General features: G+C 46.7%; 10 protein-coding genes, 6 tRNA genes and 5 rRNA genes (1 of these 21 only partly in view). 19 read left to right on the forward strand and 2 right to left on the reverse strand.

The features are described from left to right. From ABZM97_RS00920 to salA, 7 genes are all read left to right on the forward strand, one after another. Window positions 1–873 (forward strand): ABC transporter permease subunit, encoded by an 873-nt coding sequence (locus tag ABZM97_RS00920; protein WP_202329121.1) that lies wholly within the window; start codon window positions 1–3, stop codon window positions 871–873. Between the two features lie 11 nt (window positions 874–884). Then, window positions 885–1,883 carry an ABC transporter ATP-binding protein gene (locus ABZM97_RS00925; protein WP_087991707.1) on the forward strand — a complete coding sequence of 333 codons (999 nt, stop codon included), beginning with the start codon at window positions 885–887 and terminating at the stop codon, window positions 1,881–1,883. Then, window positions 1,873–2,850: an ABC transporter ATP-binding protein gene (locus ABZM97_RS00930; RefSeq protein WP_087991708.1), complete on the forward strand. Its 978-nt coding sequence runs from the start codon at window positions 1,873–1,875 to the stop codon at window positions 2,848–2,850. The genes ABZM97_RS00925 and ABZM97_RS00930 overlap by 11 nt, the downstream gene beginning before the upstream one ends. A 146-nt stretch (window positions 2,851–2,996) precedes the next feature. Next, window positions 2,997–3,764 carry a class I SAM-dependent methyltransferase gene (locus ABZM97_RS00935; RefSeq protein WP_087991709.1) on the forward strand — a complete coding sequence of 256 codons (768 nt, stop codon included), beginning with the start codon at window positions 2,997–2,999 and terminating at the stop codon, window positions 3,762–3,764. Between the two features lie 196 nt (window positions 3,765–3,960). Then, window positions 3,961–4,404: a YbaK family protein gene (locus tag ABZM97_RS00940; RefSeq protein WP_087991710.1), complete on the forward strand. Its 444-nt coding sequence runs from the start codon at window positions 3,961–3,963 to the stop codon at window positions 4,402–4,404. Window positions 4,405–4,464: 60 nt separating this feature from the next. After that, window positions 4,465–5,178, forward strand: a complete 714-nt coding sequence (gene cwlD, locus ABZM97_RS00945; RefSeq protein ID WP_087991711.1) for an N-acetylmuramoyl-L-alanine amidase CwlD — start codon at window positions 4,465–4,467, stop codon at window positions 5,176–5,178. Window positions 5,179–5,273: 95 nt separating this feature from the next. Beyond that, window positions 5,274–6,332: an iron-sulfur carrier protein/transcriptional regulator SalA gene (gene salA / locus ABZM97_RS00950; RefSeq protein ID WP_087991712.1), complete on the forward strand. Its 1,059-nt coding sequence runs from the start codon at window positions 5,274–5,276 to the stop codon at window positions 6,330–6,332. A 36-nt stretch (window positions 6,333–6,368) separates the two neighbouring features. On the opposite strand, the gene gerD is transcribed toward salA, so the two are convergent. Continuing rightward, on the reverse strand, window positions 6,369–6,926 hold the full coding sequence (gene gerD / locus ABZM97_RS00955) for a spore germination lipoprotein GerD (protein ID WP_087991713.1): 558 nt from the start codon (window positions 6,924–6,926) through the stop codon (window positions 6,369–6,371). A 109-nt stretch (window positions 6,927–7,035) separates the two neighbouring features. On the opposite strand from gerD, the gene kbaA reads away from it, so the two are divergent. Further along, window positions 7,036–7,632, forward strand: coding sequence for a KinB-signaling pathway activation protein (gene kbaA / locus ABZM97_RS00960; RefSeq protein WP_253269137.1), 597 nt, complete (start codon window positions 7,036–7,038; stop codon window positions 7,630–7,632). Here kbaA and pdaB read toward each other — a convergent pair whose 3' ends face one another. Further along, the gene (gene pdaB, locus ABZM97_RS00965) at window positions 7,633–8,397 is read right to left on the reverse strand and encodes a polysaccharide deacetylase family sporulation protein PdaB (protein WP_087991714.1); all 765 of its coding nucleotides are present in this window, start codon (window positions 8,395–8,397) and stop codon (window positions 7,633–7,635) included. A gap of 352 nt (window positions 8,398–8,749) precedes the next feature. Between pdaB and ABZM97_RS00970 the strand changes: the two genes are divergently transcribed. From ABZM97_RS00970 to ABZM97_RS01020, 11 genes are all read left to right on the forward strand, one after another. Next, window positions 8,750–10,299: ribosomal RNA gene (locus ABZM97_RS00970) — 16S ribosomal RNA — on the forward strand. Between the two features lie 233 nt (window positions 10,300–10,532). Beyond that, window positions 10,533–13,460 (forward strand): 23S ribosomal RNA (locus ABZM97_RS00975). Between the two features lie 55 nt (window positions 13,461–13,515). Then, a 5S ribosomal RNA gene (gene rrf / locus ABZM97_RS00980) occupies window positions 13,516–13,631 on the forward strand. Window positions 13,632–13,675: 44 nt separating this feature from the next. Continuing rightward, window positions 13,676–13,750 (forward strand) — tRNA-Asn (locus ABZM97_RS00985). A gap of 2 nt (window positions 13,751–13,752) precedes the next feature. Beyond that, window positions 13,753–13,825: transfer RNA gene (locus tag ABZM97_RS00990), tRNA-Thr, on the forward strand. A gap of 61 nt (window positions 13,826–13,886) precedes the next feature. Beyond that, window positions 13,887–13,961, forward strand: a tRNA-Gly gene (locus tag ABZM97_RS00995). A 33-nt stretch (window positions 13,962–13,994) separates the two neighbouring features. Next, window positions 13,995–14,071 (forward strand) — tRNA-Arg (locus ABZM97_RS01000). A 26-nt stretch (window positions 14,072–14,097) separates the two neighbouring features. Next, window positions 14,098–14,174 (forward strand) — tRNA-Pro (locus ABZM97_RS01005). A 7-nt stretch (window positions 14,175–14,181) separates the two neighbouring features. Then, a tRNA-Ala gene (locus ABZM97_RS01010) sits at window positions 14,182–14,257 on the forward strand. Window positions 14,258–14,489: 232 nt separating this feature from the next. Next, a 16S ribosomal RNA gene (locus ABZM97_RS01015) occupies window positions 14,490–16,039 on the forward strand. Window positions 16,040–16,272: 233 nt separating this feature from the next. Next, window positions 16,273–16,616 (forward strand): 23S ribosomal RNA (locus tag ABZM97_RS01020) (it continues 2,584 nt past the right edge of the window). The 16S, 23S and 5S rRNA genes sit together here with 6 tRNA genes alongside, the layout of an rRNA operon.

Genomic DNA, 16,616 nt, shown 5'->3' on the forward strand with positions numbered 1-16,616 from the left:
ATGGAGATAAAACATGTTGAGAAGCCGGCAAAAAGCAGCAGGTTCCATGATTTTTGGGTTTCTTTTAAAAAGCAAAAAGTATCGCTGATATCCGCTGTATTTCTTTTGCTATTATTTATTGTCGCATTATTCGGCCAGTATTTTGTGCCATATGACCCTGCAAAAGTCGATTACGGCCAATTATTTTTAAAGCCTTCAGCAGCTCATTTGGCGGGAACCGATGCATACGGAAGGGATATCTTCAGCAGGATATTAGTCGGAGCGAGAATTTCCTTATCTGTTGGTTTGTCTTCTGTTTTTTTGGGAGCTTTAGCCGGGAGTGCACTTGGCATTATAAGCGGCTATTTTGGTAAGTGGATTGATAGTTTGATTATGCGATTCTGCGATATTTTATTAGCTTTTCCGGGAATGCTGCTGGCAATCGGTATTATCGCAATACTTGGAACAGGTTTGATGAATGTAATCTTTGCAGTTGCTATATTCAGCGTGCCTGTATTTGCGCGGATTGTTCGAAGCAGTGTGCTGGAGATGAAATCAAGCCTGTACGTGGAAGCGGCAAAATCAACAGGTGCTAAAGATACACGCATTATTCTTAAACACGTTTTGCCGGGTACGTTCTCAACGATTATCGTGTATTTCACAATGAGAATCGGTTCTGCTATTTTAATAGCGGCAGGACTTAGCTTTTTAGGATTAGGAGCAGATCCCTCTACTCCTGAATGGGGCGCTATGCTGAGTGATGGGCATAACTACTTAAACACAGCTCCGCATGTGACGATTTTTCCGGGACTTGCAATATTTCTCACCGTTTTAGCTTTTAATTTGCTTGGTGACGGACTCCGGGATGCACTTGATCCTAAGATAAAGGATTAGGAGGTAAATGAATGAAACCGATATTAAGCGTCAATCAGCTACGGACGAGTTTTTTTGTAAACGGTAAAGAAATTCCTGCAGTTGACGGAGTTGATTTTACGATAAACGAAGGTGAAATTCTGGGTATTGTCGGTGAGTCCGGGAGCGGAAAAAGCGTCACCTCTTTATCCATTATGAAACTGTTAAAAGACACACCGGGAAAGATAGTCGGCGGATCAATTCATTTTGACGGCAAAGACCTATTAGATCTTTCAGAAAAAGAAGTGCGGGAACTGCGGGGAAAAGAGATCGCCATGATATTCCAAGAGCCGATGACTTCATTGAATCCTGTTCTAACGATAGGGAATCAGCTAAGAGAGGCGATTAAAAAGCATCTCAAATATTCACGAAAGAAAGCGGATGAACATGCAGTTTCAATGCTGACCCAGGTCGGTATTTCAAGGGCTGATGAAATTTTACAACAATACCCTCACCAGTTGTCCGGAGGAATGAGGCAGCGCGTCATGATCGCCATGGCCATGTCTTGTTCGCCTAAATTATTAATCGCAGATGAACCTACGACAGCACTTGATGTGACGATTCAAGCCCAAATACTAGATGTCATGAAAGATATGCAGGAGAAACACGGCACATCGATATTGTTGATCACACATGATCTTGGCGTCATCGCTGAAACGTGTGATCGAGTGGCTGTAATGTATGCAGGAAGAATTGTAGAACAAGGCTCGGTTTATGATCTGTTTGATGATCCGAAGCATCCGTATACAAAAGGGCTGCTGGAATCCATCCCTCGAATCGGAAAGCGACAGGAACGTTTGCATTCTATCCAAGGCAATGTTCCGATGGCAGAGGATTGGCCGGCTGGATGCAAATTTGCATCACGCTGTCCGTTTGTCTTTGATAAATGCCTGAAAAAAGAACCGCCTCTGCTAAATGTGGGGGAAGGAAGAACAAGCCGATGCTGGCTGAATGAAAATGAGCGAAAGGAGGAGCAAGTATATGATTCATGAACCTTTAGTTGAAGTGAAACACTTGAAAAAAATCTTTGCGGATTCATCGGGACTGTTTAAAAAATCAAAGCCCGTGAGAGCGGTTGATGATATCTCATTTACAATTAATCGCGGAGAAACTTTCGGCCTGGTCGGAGAGAGCGGATGCGGAAAGTCGACAACCGGACGGATGTTAATGAAGCTGCTTGAGCCTACAGAAGGCAGTATTCTGTTTAATGGACAGGATATTACAAAAATGAATGATAAAAACGTGCGTGGTTTGCGCAAAGATTTTCAAATGGTATTTCAAGATCCTTACGCCTCATTGAATCCCAGAATGAGAGTGAAAGAAATCATTGAAGAACCGTTGATTGTTCATGGACTCATGACTTCTTCTGAACGTGAAAGAAAAGTGCATCAGCTTCTGGATACGGTGGGGCTGTCCCGTCAGCACGGCAGTCGTTTTCCGCATGAATTCAGCGGCGGGCAAAGACAAAGAATTGGAATCGCCCGGGCTCTCGCTGTTAATCCGAAGCTGATCATTGCAGATGAAGCTGTTTCCGCACTCGATGTATCGATCCAATCGCAGATACTTAACTTGATGAAAGACTTGCAGAAGGAATTTGGTTTAACCTACTTGTTTATAGCACACGATTTAAGTGTTGTTGATTTTATAAGCGACCGTATAGGTGTTATGTACCTTGGCAAACTGGTTGAAGTTGGCGATCGCGATTCAATCATACAGAATCCGAAGCATCCGTATACGAAAGCGCTGCTGTCAGCTGTCCCGATCCCAGACCCACACCGCAGAAAGGAACGTATTGTGCTGAAAGGTGATTTGCCTAGTCCTTCAAATCCGCCGGCCGGCTGTCCGTTTCATACGAGGTGCCCAGTTGTCATGGAGCAATGCATAACAGAGATGCCGGAGCTAAGCAATATGTCCGAGCAGCACCAAGTGTTTTGCCATTTATATGATTCAAAAAAATGATATGATAATCACTAGCCAAAAAAATCACATCTCCTTTGTGGTTTTTTTGCGTTTCTATGAACTTTTTTCTAAATATGCAAAGGGAAAGCGATAACAATCTAGAAATATTTGTTATACTCTATACATTAAAGTAAGGAGAACGATTCATGAATGCGTTAGTAGATCATAATAGCAAAGCTTGGGATCAAAAAGTAGAAACAGGTAATGAATGGACTGTTGCTGTCGAGCAGCATGTCATCGAACAAGCGAAAAAAGGAAATTGGGATATAAGGGTGACACCAATGAAAGATGTACCGAGGGATTGGTTTCCCCCTGTCAACGGGCTGAAAGTTCTCTGTTTAGCATCAGGTGGCGGCCAGCAGGGTCCTATTTTGGCAGCCGCAGGAGCGGATGTCACTGTATTAGATAACTCGGAAAAGCAGCTGGATCAGGATAGAATGGTTGCTGAGCGCGATCGTCTCGCGATACATCCTGTCAAAGGAAGCATGGACGATCTCAGTCAATTTCAGGATGAATCATTTGATATGATTGTACATCCTGTTGCTAATGTTTTTGTTGAGAATGTCCTCCCAGTCTGGAAGGAAGCCTACCGTGTGCTGAAAAAAAACGGCGCTCTAATCTCGGGTTTTGTCAATCCTGTCGTATTTCTGTTTGATGTAGAATTAGAACAGCAAGGTATTTTAAAAGTAAAACACTCTATTCCATATGCCGACCCAGAAGATCTTCCAAAACATAAAGTGAAAAAACTGATTGAAAATAAAGAAGCTCTGGAATTCGGCCATTCCTTAGAAGACCAAATCAAGGGCCAAATTGATGCCGGTTTTATCGTCACTGGCTTTTATGAAGATAAAGGCGGTTTTGTATTGGACCAATATATTCATACATATTCTGCAACAAGAAGTGTGAAAGTATGAAAAGCAGCAACCTATTAGAGGGGCTGCTTTTATAATGCTATAGAAAGAACATTCGTTCTGTTCCCTGTGGAAAGCTTCTAAATCCCCTTCTTTTTACCGGTCTCTGCACCTTCATTTGGGCGAATTTCCAACCGAATTCGGGCATGGTTTCACCATCCAAACCTCAAAATAACCGGTAAAAGGAGAGTGAATTTGTATGGCAGAGGTACTGTCTTTTATGGATGTGAAACGCCAAAAGGATTATGAATTAGAAAAAAACTTGCTCAAAGAACTCTCTCTGAGGCAAATTATTCTGTCTGTTAAGGACTGTTTGGAACCATTATTCCCGTTTTTAGATGATGAAAGAGATATTATCAGCGAAGGCTGTATTGATTTTGCGATAGAAGCTTATTTGTTAGGCGGGCGTTTTGGGATATTCGGCTATTACGGAGAATCCATGCAGAGCATCAGTGCCCGCTCAGCAAGCGAAGAAGAAGAGCTGCGTATGGAGTTTTTTGATTATCTCTATAATTGGATACACGAGCAATACGCAACATTTGATAAAAATACGGTTTATGAAGCAGCACGAAAGTTCATTAAAGACTGGTGGACAGAGGGGTTTGTCCAAAGAGAAAAACAGTGTAAGCTTCGCATGCGATAATCATATTTCCCCGCCCTGTCCCATAGTTATAGTAGTAACGGACAAGCGGGAGGGGAAGGGATGAGGAGAAAGCTTAAATGGCTCGGTTTTTTGCTAGGCTTCATCGTATTACTATTTCTATTTAAGTATCAGTTCAGCAATAACGATTCATGGGAGCCGTGGAGTCTGCCCTTGAGCGGGAAAATTATTTATCTGGACCCAGGTCATGGCGGCCCTGACGGCGGAGCAGTCGGCGGAAAGCTGTTAGAGAAGGATGTAACCCTGGAAGTGGCCTTTAGAGTCAGGGACTACCTTCAGGAACAAGGGGCGCTTGTCATTATGACCAGGGAAAGTGATACCGATCTCGCTCCAGAAGGAACGAAGGGCTATAGCAGACGAAAAGCGGAAGACTTGAGACAGCGGGTCAAATTAATAAACCATTCAGAGGCTGAACTCTATATCAGTATTCATCTCAATGCGATTCCTTCGCAAAAGTGGAGCGGAGCCCAAAGCTTTTATTTCGGAAAATACGCAGAAAATGAGAAGGTCGCGAAATACATTCAGGATGAATTGAGAAGCAACCTGGAAAACACAACCCGGAAAGCAAAGCGGATTCATGGTGTCTACTTAATGCAAAACGTCACCAAACCGGGAGCGCTTATAGAAGTCGGGTTTTTATCCAATCCTAGTGAAGCAAAGCTGCTCGGGAAATCGAAATATCAGGACAAGGTGGCATCTTCCATATATAAAGGCATTATGCGATATTACACAGAAAAAGGAGACCCTCCAGAGTAAAGGAGGGTTTTCTTATGCTTCTAAGCATAAGACACCCGCCAATTATGTATGATATAATATTGCTTGAAAACGAATACACAAAAGGGTGAGGTTCGATGATAAGAGAAGATGAAGTAAGAAAACTAGTCGGTGAAATGCGCGAACCTTTTCTTCAAAGACCTCTGGGAGAATTGGATGCCGTTAAGGAAATTAAAATAAAGCCTGAAAAACGGCATGTCAGTGTAAAAGTCGCTCTTGCAAAAACCGGAACCGCAGAACAAATGCAGATTCAGCAAGAGATCGTAAACGTCTTAAAAGGGGCAGGTGCAGAGACAGTCGGCCTTCGATTTGAAGAGCTGCCTGAGGAAACGGTTGATAAGTTCCGGGCGCCGTCAGCTGAGAAAAAAACATTATTAAATATGGATAATCCGCCAGTCTTTCTTGCTGTAGCAAGCGGAAAAGGCGGCGTAGGCAAGTCGACTGTGTCAGTAAATCTTGCTACTGCTCTGGCTCGTCTAGGGAAAAAGGTCGGTTTAATTGATGCGGATATTTATGGCTTCAGTGTGCCGGATATGATGGGCATCACTGTGCGTCCGACTATTGAAGGAGAGAAACTTCTTCCTGTTGAACGCTTTGGGGTAAAGGTGATGTCAATGGGCTTCTTCGTAGAAGAAAATGCGCCGGTCGTATGGAGAGGGCCAATGCTAGGCAAAATGCTGAACAACTTTTTCCATGAAGTAGAGTGGGGAGAAGTAGACTATATTGTTCTTGATCTTCCGCCTGGAACAGGAGACGTTGCTCTCGATGTACATACAATGCTTCCGAGCTGCAAAGAAATCATCGTATCAACGCCGCATCCTACAGCTGCTTTTGTAGCGGCTAGAGCAGGCTCTATGGCAATTAAAACTGATCATGAAGTTGTTGGTGTTATAGAGAACATGGCTTATTATGAAAGCGCAAAGACAGGGGAAAGAGAATACGTCTTTGGAAAAGGCGGCGGAGATAAACTAGCCGAGGAATTGAATGTGCCTTTGCTTGGCAGAATCCCGTTGAAACAACCTGATTGGGATAAGGATCAATTTGCTCCGTCTGTATATGACAAAAGCCATCCTATAGGAGAAATATATCAGGATGTCGCAAAAAAAATAGTTGACAAAATGTCAGTGCAAGTATAAAAAGGCGAACCGGGATTCTATATCCCGGCTCTCCTTTTATTCACTTTCTTTGGCGGTTTCTTTTGCTGCTTTTTTCAGTTCATCTTCGAACTGTTTTTTGTAAAGCGGACTAGAAAGTGTTTCGTTAATAACCTCTTCTAAGTAACTGCGGAATTCTTGGCTTTTTGCCAGTTGGCTGTACTTTTTATTCATGCCTGGATCTTGCATAACGTCCATCAGCATCTTCTGATAATCCGGGTCCTTCATCAGTTTTTTTATCACTTTTTCATGCTCTTTTTGAAGAGTTTTCGCAAAACCTTCGGCAAAATCAGTGTCTTCAAAGATGTTTTTCCAAAATTCTTCTCCTTTTTTAGAGGTGAGTGTTTTTTCTATCGTTCCTTTAATCGCATCTTGGTCAATCACCAACGCTTCATTCATCGCATCATCGTTTAATAATTCCTTAATGGCTTTCTTTCCATCATCAGTTTTTAATATATCAACAACCATTTTTTTAGTCTGATCATAGTCCATATCCGCTGCTTGGTCTTTTGGAGCACAAGCTGTTACAGATAATAACAAAAAACAGCTTATCAATAGCGTTTTGGCTTTTGACATGGTTAAGCTCCTTTCACATACTTGTCTTACTTTTAATATGATTCATCTGTTTAGAATTATACATAACAAAATATCGCGGTTTGCGATTCTTGAGGGGTGGATGAAAGAAATGAAAAGCCGTGGTTTGGTTCGTTTTTTCTTTTCTAATTTAGCTGTCGGAGCGGTTATCACGGGTATTGTGGGTTTTGCTTTAAAATGGGGAGGATATAAGGGGCTGTTTCTTGCCTTCGAAGCGGGGCAGATTTTCTCTGTGTTATTTTGGTTTGTTGGAGTAGGCATGATTTTTAGTGTAATCAGCCAAATGGGGTTTTTCGTTTTTTTAACCGTTCACCGGTTTGCACTTGAGATATTAAGATCCTCATCTTTGTGGAATTTGCTTCAGTTGTTTTTCATCTTGTTTGTTGCTTTTGATTTAATGTACGTGCGGTTTTTATTTTTTGGAGAGAGCGGAGAATCGCTGACTGGCTATGCGTGGTTACCGGTATTTTTATTGATCTTTGGGGTGGTAACAGCATATATAAAGCAAAAGCAGTCCCCTAAAAAAACGTTTGTGTCATCATTGTTTTTAATGGTTGTGATTACTGCATTAGAATGGTTCCCTGCGTTAAGAGTAAATGATGAGGACTGGCTTTATTTAATGCTTTTTCCGTTAATGGCGTGTAATGCTTTCCAATTGCTGATGCTGCCAAAGTTTGCAGCGAAGTAATTACTTTATCTCTGAGGATTTGGCATCAGAATTTGCAATGAGATCACCTACGGTTACATTTTTTAATCCTTTTTCTCTCAGCTGATGGATGATATCGGGCAGCGCTTCTTCTGTTTGTTTTGCCGAATCGGAGGCGTGTAAAAGAACAATGTCTCCTCCGGAAACTTGCTGGGTCACATTATCGATGATTTTTTCAACTCCGGGATTCGTCCAATCCTGAGAGTTTATGCTGTAATGAACGACCGTATAGTTGTATTGCTTTGCGACCGTTAGAACATTCTTGTTGAATTGTCCGGTAGGGGGTCTTAATAGCTGTATGTCTTTGATCCCTAACTTTTCAAAGGCAGTTTGCGCACGGTTAATGTCCTTTTTTATTTCGCTGCTCTCTAAATTGGCATAGTTTTTATAGGCGTAGCCCATGCTCCCTATTTGATGACCGTCCTTCACGATACGTGCCACTGTGTCGGGGTGGCGTTCAGCCCAAGAAGCGGAAAGAAAAAACGTCGCATTTTTAATCCCGTTCGCCTTCAGAGTATTAAGTATAGGTTCTGCTTTTTCATCACCCCAGCTGATATCAAAAGTAAGGGCAACTTCTTTCGAATCTGTTTCTCCTTTATAAATGGCTTTAGGTCCGGTGTCAGTTGAAAACACGGGAAGCGGGACAGCTCTTTGGATATAAAAAAAGCTAGCTGCTGCAAATGCGGCGATAAGTATAATGATAAATTGTTTCACTCGTTTAATGTGCCACACATAGAAGTGATTCACTGATGAAGCCTCCTTATCTTGTCCATTGTTCTTGTATTACATCTTATGAGCATGGCCGATTGAATATAACCCATAAAATGTATCTTTGTATACAGCTTAAATTAGGTGTTGACCTTTTGATAATATCCGTGATATATTATTATTCGTCGCTGATAAACAGCTGACAACAATTAAAAGCTTCATTAAATGCTTTGAAAAAAGTTATTGACTTAAAAGAAGCTGAATGTTATAGTAATAAAGCTGCTTCGTTAAGCGGCAGTAATGATCTTTGAAAACTAAACAAGACAAAACGTACCTGTTAATTCATTTTTTTATAAATCGCACAGTGATGTGCGTAGTCAGTCAAACTACTTTATCGGAGAGTTTGATCCTGGCTCAGGACGAACGCTGGCGGCGTGCCTAATACATGCAAGTCGAGCGGACAGATGGGAGCTTGCTCCCTGATGTTAGCGGCGGACGGGTGAGTAACACGTGGGTAACCTGCCTGTAAGACTGGGATAACTCCGGGAAACCGGGGCTAATACCGGATGCTTGTTTGAACCGCATGGTTCAAACATAAAAGGTGGCTTCGGCTACCACTTACAGATGGACCCGCGGCGCATTAGCTAGTTGGTGAAGTAACGGCTCACCAAGGCAACGATGCGTAGCCGACCTGAGAGGGTGATCGGCCACACTGGGACTGAGACACGGCCCAGACTCCTACGGGAGGCAGCAGTAGGGAATCTTCCGCAATGGACGAAAGTCTGACGGAGCAACGCCGCGTGAGTGATGAAGGTTTTCGGATCGTAAAGCTCTGTTGTTAGGGAAGAACAAGTACCGTTCGAATAGGGCGGTACCTTGACGGTACCTAACCAGAAAGCCACGGCTAACTACGTGCCAGCAGCCGCGGTAATACGTAGGTGGCAAGCGTTGTCCGGAATTATTGGGCGTAAAGGGCTCGCAGGCGGTTTCTTAAGTCTGATGTGAAAGCCCCCGGCTCAACCGGGGAGGGTCATTGGAAACTGGGGAACTTGAGTGCAGAAGAGGAGAGTGGAATTCCACGTGTAGCGGTGAAATGCGTAGAGATGTGGAGGAACACCAGTGGCGAAGGCGACTCTCTGGTCTGTAACTGACGCTGAGGAGCGAAAGCGTGGGGAGCGAACAGGATTAGATACCCTGGTAGTCCACGCCGTAAACGATGAGTGCTAAGTGTTAGGGGGTTTCCGCCCCTTAGTGCTGCAGCTAACGCATTAAGCACTCCGCCTGGGGAGTACGGTCGCAAGACTGAAACTCAAAGGAATTGACGGGGGCCCGCACAAGCGGTGGAGCATGTGGTTTAATTCGAAGCAACGCGAAGAACCTTACCAGGTCTTGACATCCTCTGACAATCCTAGAGATAGGACGTCCCCTTCGGGGGCAGAGTGACAGGTGGTGCATGGTTGTCGTCAGCTCGTGTCGTGAGATGTTGGGTTAAGTCCCGCAACGAGCGCAACCCTTGATCTTAGTTGCCAGCATTCAGTTGGGCACTCTAAGGTGACTGCCGGTGACAAACCGGAGGAAGGTGGGGATGACGTCAAATCATCATGCCCCTTATGACCTGGGCTACACACGTGCTACAATGGACAGAACAAAGGGCAGCGAAACCGCGAGGTTAAGCCAATCCCACAAATCTGTTCTCAGTTCGGATCGCAGTCTGCAACTCGACTGCGTGAAGCTGGAATCGCTAGTAATCGCGGATCAGCATGCCGCGGTGAATACGTTCCCGGGCCTTGTACACACCGCCCGTCACACCACGAGAGTTTGTAACACCCGAAGTCGGTGAGGTAACCTTTTAGGAGCCAGCCGCCGAAGGTGGGACAGATGATTGGGGTGAAGTCGTAACAAGGTAGCCGTATCGGAAGGTGCGGCTGGATCACCTCCTTTCTAAGGATATATTACGGAATATAAGACCTTGGGTCTTATAAACAGAACGTTCCCTGTCTTGTTTAGTTTTGAAGGATCATTCCTTCAAAAACATAGGAACACCTGCTAAATGCGCCACATCTGTGGGAACGCATGTGTTAGCATGTCCTATACGTTGTTCTTTGAAAACTAGATAACAGTAGACATCACATTCAATTAGTAATACAAGATATCACATAGTGATTCTTTTTAACGGTTAAGTTAGAAAGGGCGCACGGTGGATGCCTTGGCACTAGGAGCCGATGAAGGACGGGACGAACACCGATATGCTTCGGGGAGCTGTAAGCAAGCTTTGATCCGGAGATTTCCGAATGGGGAAACCCACCACTCGTAATGGAGTGGTATCCATATCTGAATTCATAGGATATGAGAAGGCAGACCCGGGGAACTGAAACATCTAAGTACCCGGAGGAAGAGAAAGCAAATGCGATTCCCTGAGTAGCGGCGAGCGAAACGGGATCAGCCCAAACCAAGAGGCTTGCCTCTTGGGGTTGTAGGACACTCTGTACGGAGTTACAAAAGAACGAGGTAGATGAAGAGGTCTGGAAAGGCCCGCCATAGAAGGTAACAGCCCTGTAGTCAAAACTTCGTTCTCTCCTGAGTGGATCCTGAGTACGGCGGAACACGTGAAATTCCGTCGGAATCCGGGAGGACCATCTCCCAAGGCTAAATACTCCCTAGTGACCGATAGTGAACCAGTACCGTGAGGGAAAGGTGAAAAGCACCCCGGAAGGGGAGTGAAACAGATCCTGAAACCGTGTGCCTACAAGTAGTCAGAGCCCGTTAACGGGTGATGGCGTGCCTTTTGTAGAATGAACCGGCGAGTTACGATCCCGTGCAAGGTTAAGCAGAAGATGCGGAGCCGCAGCGAAAGCGAGTCTGAATAGGGCGCATGAGTACGTGGTCGTAGACCCGAAACCAGGTGATCTACCCATGTCCAGGGTGAAGTTCAGGTAACACTGAATGGAGGCCCGAACCCACGCACGTTGAAAAGTGCGGGGATGAGGTGTGGGTAGGGGTGAAATGCCAATCGAACCTGGAGATAGCTGGTTCTCTCCGAAATAGCTTTAGGGCTAGCCTCAAGGTAAGAGTCTTGGAGGTAGAGCACTGATTGGACTAGGGGCCCCTACCGGGTTACCGAATTCAGTCAAACTCCGAATGCCAATGACTTATCCTTGGGAGTCAGACTGCGAGTGATAAGATCCGTAGTCGAAAGGGAAACAGCCCAGACCGCCAGCTAAGGTCCCAAAGTATACGTTAAGTGGAAAAGGATGTGGAGTTGCTTAGACAACCAGGATGTTGGCTTAGAAGCAGCCACCATTTAAAGAGTGCGTAATAGCTCACTGGTCGAGTGACTCTGCGCCGAAAATGTACCGGGGCTAAACGTATCACCGAAGCTGCGGACTGTTCTTCGAACAGTGGTAGGAGAGCGTTCTAAGGGCTGTGAAGCCAGACCGGAAGGACTGGTGGAGCGCTTAGAAGTGAGAATGCCGGTATGAGTAGCGAAAGAGGGGTGAGAATCCCCTCCACCGAATGCCTAAGGTTTCCTGAGGAAGGCTCGTCCGCTCAGGGTTAGTCGGGACCTAAGCCGAGGCCGAAAGGCGTAGGCGATGGACAACAGGTTGATATTCCTGTACCACCTCCTCACCATTTGAGTAATGGGGGGACGCAGGAGGATAGGGTAAGCGCGGTATTGGATATCCGCGTCCAAGCAGTTAGGCTGGGAAATAGGCAAATCCGTTTCCCATAAGGCTGAGCTGTGATGGCGAGCGAAATATAGTAGCGAAGTTCCTGATTCCACACTGCCAAGAAAAGCCTCTAGCGAGGTGAGAGGTGCCCGTACCGCAAACCGACACAGGTAGGCGAGGAGAGAATCCTAAGGTGATCGAGAGAACTCTCGTTAAGGAACTCGGCAAAATGACCCCGTAACTTCGGGAGAAGGGGTGCTCTGTTAGGGTGCAAGCCCGAGAGAGCCGCAGTGAATAGGCCCAGGCGACTGTTTAGCAAAAACACAGGTCTCTGCGAAGCCGTAAGGCGAAGTATAGGGGCTGACGCCTGCCCGGTGCTGGAAGGTTAAGAGGAGCGCTTAGCGTAAGCGAAGGTGCGAATTGAAGCCCCAGTAAACGGCGGCCGTAACTATAACGGTCCTAAGGTAGCGAAATTCCTTGTCGGGTAAGTTCCGACCCGCACGAAAGGCGCAACGATCTGGGCACTGTCTCAACGAGAGACTCGGTGAAATTATAGTACCTGTGAAGATGCAGGTTACCCGCGACAGGACGGAAAGACCCCGTGGAGCTTTACTGCAGCCTGATATTGAATGTTGGTACAGCTTGTACAGGATAGGTAGGAGCCTTGGAAACCGGAGCGCTAGCTTCGGTGGAGGCATCGGTGGGATACTACCCTGGCTGTATTGACCTTCTAACCCGCCGCCCTTATCGGGCGGGGAGACAGTGTCAGGTGGGCAGTTTGACTGGGGCGGTCGCCTCCTAAAAGGTAACGGAGGCGCCCAAAGGTTCCCTCAGAATGGTTGGAAATCATTCGCAGAGTGTAAAGGCACAAGGGAGCTTGACTGCGAGACCTACAAGTCGAGCAGGGACGAAAGTCGGGCTTAGTGATCCGGTGGTTCCGCATGGAAGGGCCATCGCTCAACGGATAAAAGCTACCCCGGGGATAACAGGCTTATCTCCCCCAAGAGTCCACATCGACGGGGAGGTTTGGCACCTCGATGTCGGCTCATCGCATCCTGGGGCTGTAGTCGGTCCCAAGGGTTGGGCTGTTCGCCCATTAAAGCGGTACGCGAGCTGGGTTCAGAACGTCGTGAGACAGTTCGGTCCCTATCCGTCGCGGGCGCAGGAAATTTGAGAGGAGCTGTCCTTAGTACGAGAGGACCGGGATGGACGCACCGCTGGTGTACCAGTTGTTCTGCCAAGGGCATCGCTGGGTAGCTATGTGCGGACGGGATAAGTGCTGAAAGCATCTAAGCATGAAGCCCCCCTCAAGATGAGATTTCCCATTCCGCAAGGAAGTAAGATCCCTGAAAGATGATCAGGTTGATAGGTCTGAGGTGGAAGTGTGGCGACACATGGAGCTGACAGATACTAATCGATCGAGGACTTAACCACATTTTGAATGGTGTCACATCTGTTATCTAGTTTTGAGAGAACATCTCTCAAATTGTTTGGTGGCGATAGCGAAGAGGTCACACCCGTTCCCATGCCGAACACGGAAGTTAAGCTCTTCAGCGCCGATGGTAGTCGGGGGTTTCCCCCTGTGAGAGTAGGACGCCGCCAAGCAGTTTTGTTATTTCTACCATGTTTGTTTATGAAGCTTATATTATTCCGCAGTAGCTCAGTGGTAGAGCTATCGGCTGTTAACCGATCGGTCGTAGGTTCGAATCCTACCTGCGGAGCCATTGCTTCCATAGCTCAGCAGGTAGAGCACTTCCATGGTAAGGAAGAGGTCAGCGGTTCGAGCCCGCTTGGAAGCTTTATTAAGTGTGTTATTACCAAGGTTTCTCAAAAAAGAGAAAGCTTTTTTTATTGCGATATGCGGAAGTAGTTCAGTGGTAGAACACCACCTTGCCAAGGTGGGGGTCGCGGGTTCGAATCCCGTCTTCCGCTCCATTTTTATCCCAACGGGATATTGTAAAATTGATTGCGCCCGTAGCTCAATTGGATAGAGCGTTTGACTACGGATCAAAAGGTTAGGGGTTCGACTCCTCTCGGGCGCGCCATTATTGTTATAGAATAGATAGGGAATCGGGAAGTAGCTCAGCTTGGTAGAGCACATGGTTTGGGACCATGGGGTCGCAGGTTCGAATCCTGTCTTCCCGACCATTTCAATGGGGCCTTAGCTCAGCTGGGAGAGCGCCTGCTTTGCACGCAGGAGGTCAGCGGTTCGATCCCGCTAGGCTCCACCATTTTTTAAAAAAGTTGTTGACTTTGAAGAAGTAGCATTGTATACTAATAAAGTTGCTTTAACAAAGCGAACAAACGAAATGATCTTTGAAAACTAAACAAGACAAAACGTACCTGTTAATTCATTTTTTATAAATCGCACAGCAATGTGCGTAGTCAGTCAAACTAGGCCTGTAGGACGCAGGTCACGCAGGTGTCATCGCAGGATGCGATGAACTTAACCTGTGATCCATTTTATCGGAGAGTTTGATCCTGGCTCAGGACGAACGCTGGCGGCGTGCCTAATACATGCAAGTCGAGCGGACAGATGGGAGCTTGCTCCCTGATGTTAGCGGCGGACGGGTGAGTAACACGTGGGTAACCTGCCTGTAAGACTGGGATAACTCCGGGAAACCGGGGCTAATACCGGATGCTTGTTTGAACCGCATGGTTCAAACATAAAAGGTGGCTTCGGCTACCACTTACAGATGGACCCGCGGCGCATTAGCTAGTTGGTGAGGTAACGGCTCACCAAGGCAACGATGCGTAGCCGACCTGAGAGGGTGATCGGCCACACTGGGACTGAGACACGGCCCAGACTCCTACGGGAGGCAGCAGTAGGGAATCTTCCGCAATGGACGAAAGTCTGACGGAGCAACGCCGCGTGAGTGATGAAGGTTTTCGGATCGTAAAGCTCTGTTGTTAGGGAAGAACAAGTACCGTTCGAATAGGGCGGTACCTTGACGGTACCTAACCAGAAAGCCACGGCTAACTACGTGCCAGCAGCCGCGGTAATACGTAGGTGGCAAGCGTTGTCCGGAATTATTGGGCGTAAAGGGCTCGCAGGCGGTTTCTTAAGTCTGATGTGAAAGCCCCCGGCTCAACCGGGGAGGGTCATTGGAAACTGGGGAACTTGAGTGCAGAAGAGGAGAGTGGAATTCCACGTGTAGCGGTGAAATGCGTAGAGATGTGGAGGAACACCAGTGGCGAAGGCGACTCTCTGGTCTGTAACTGACGCTGAGGAGCGAAAGCGTGGGGAGCGAACAGGATTAGATACCCTGGTAGTCCACGCCGTAAACGATGAGTGCTAAGTGTTAGGGGGTTTCCGCCCCTTAGTGCTGCAGCTAACGCATTAAGCACTCCGCCTGGGGAGTACGGTCGCAAGACTGAAACTCAAAGGAATTGACGGGGGCCCGCACAAGCGGTGGAGCATGTGGTTTAATTCGAAGCAACGCGAAGAACCTTACCAGGTCTTGACATCCTCTGACAATCCTAGAGATAGGACGTCCCCTTCGGGGGCAGAGTGACAGGTGGTGCATGGTTGTCGTCAGCTCGTGTCGTGAGATGTTGGGTTAAGTCCCGCAACGAGCGCAACCCTTGATCTTAGTTGCCAGCATTCGGTTGGGCACTCTAAGGTGACTGCCGGTGACAAACCGGAGGAAGGTGGGGATGACGTCAAATCATCATGCCCCTTATGACCTGGGCTACACACGTGCTACAATGGACAGAACAAAGGGCAGCGAAACCGCGAGGTTAAGCCAATCCCACAAATCTGTTCTCAGTTCGGATCGCAGTCTGCAACTCGACTGCGTGAAGCTGGAATCGCTAGTAATCGCGGATCAGCATGCCGCGGTGAATACGTTCCCGGGCCTTGTACACACCGCCCGTCACACCACGAGAGTTTGTAACACCCGAAGTCGGTGAGGTAACCTTTTAGGAGCCAGCCGCCGAAGGTGGGACAGATGATTGGGGTGAAGTCGTAACAAGGTAGCCGTATCGGAAGGTGCGGCTGGATCACCTCCTTTCTAAGGATATATTACGGAATATAAGACCTTGGGTCTTATAAACAGAACGTTCCCTGTCTTGTTTAGTTTTGAAGGATCATTCCTTCAAAAACATAGGAACACCTGCTAAATGCGCCACATCTGTGGGAACGCATGTGTTAGCATGTCCTATACGTTGTTCTTTGAAAACTAGATAACAGTAGACATCACATTCAATTAGTAATACAAGATATCACATAGTGATTCTTTTTAACGGTTAAGTTAGAAAGGGCGCACGGTGGATGCCTTGGCACTAGGAGCCGATGAAGGACGGGACGAACACCGATATGCTTCGGGGAGCTGTAAGCAAGCTTTGATCCGGAGATTTCCGAATGGGGAAACCCACCACTCGTAATGGAGTGGTATCCATATCTGAATTCATAGGATATGAGAAGGCAGACCCGGGGAACTGAAACATCTAAGTACCCGGAGGAAGAGAAAGCAAATGCGATTCCCTGAGTAGCGGCGAGCGAAACGGGATCAGCCCAAACCAAGAGGCTTGCCTCTTGGGGTTGTAGGACACTCTGTACGGAGTTACAAAAGAACGAGGTAGATGAAG

This window comes from Bacillus vallismortis, from assembly GCF_040784915.1.
Lineage (GTDB): Bacteria > Bacillota > Bacilli > Bacillales > Bacillaceae > Bacillus > Bacillus subtilis_G.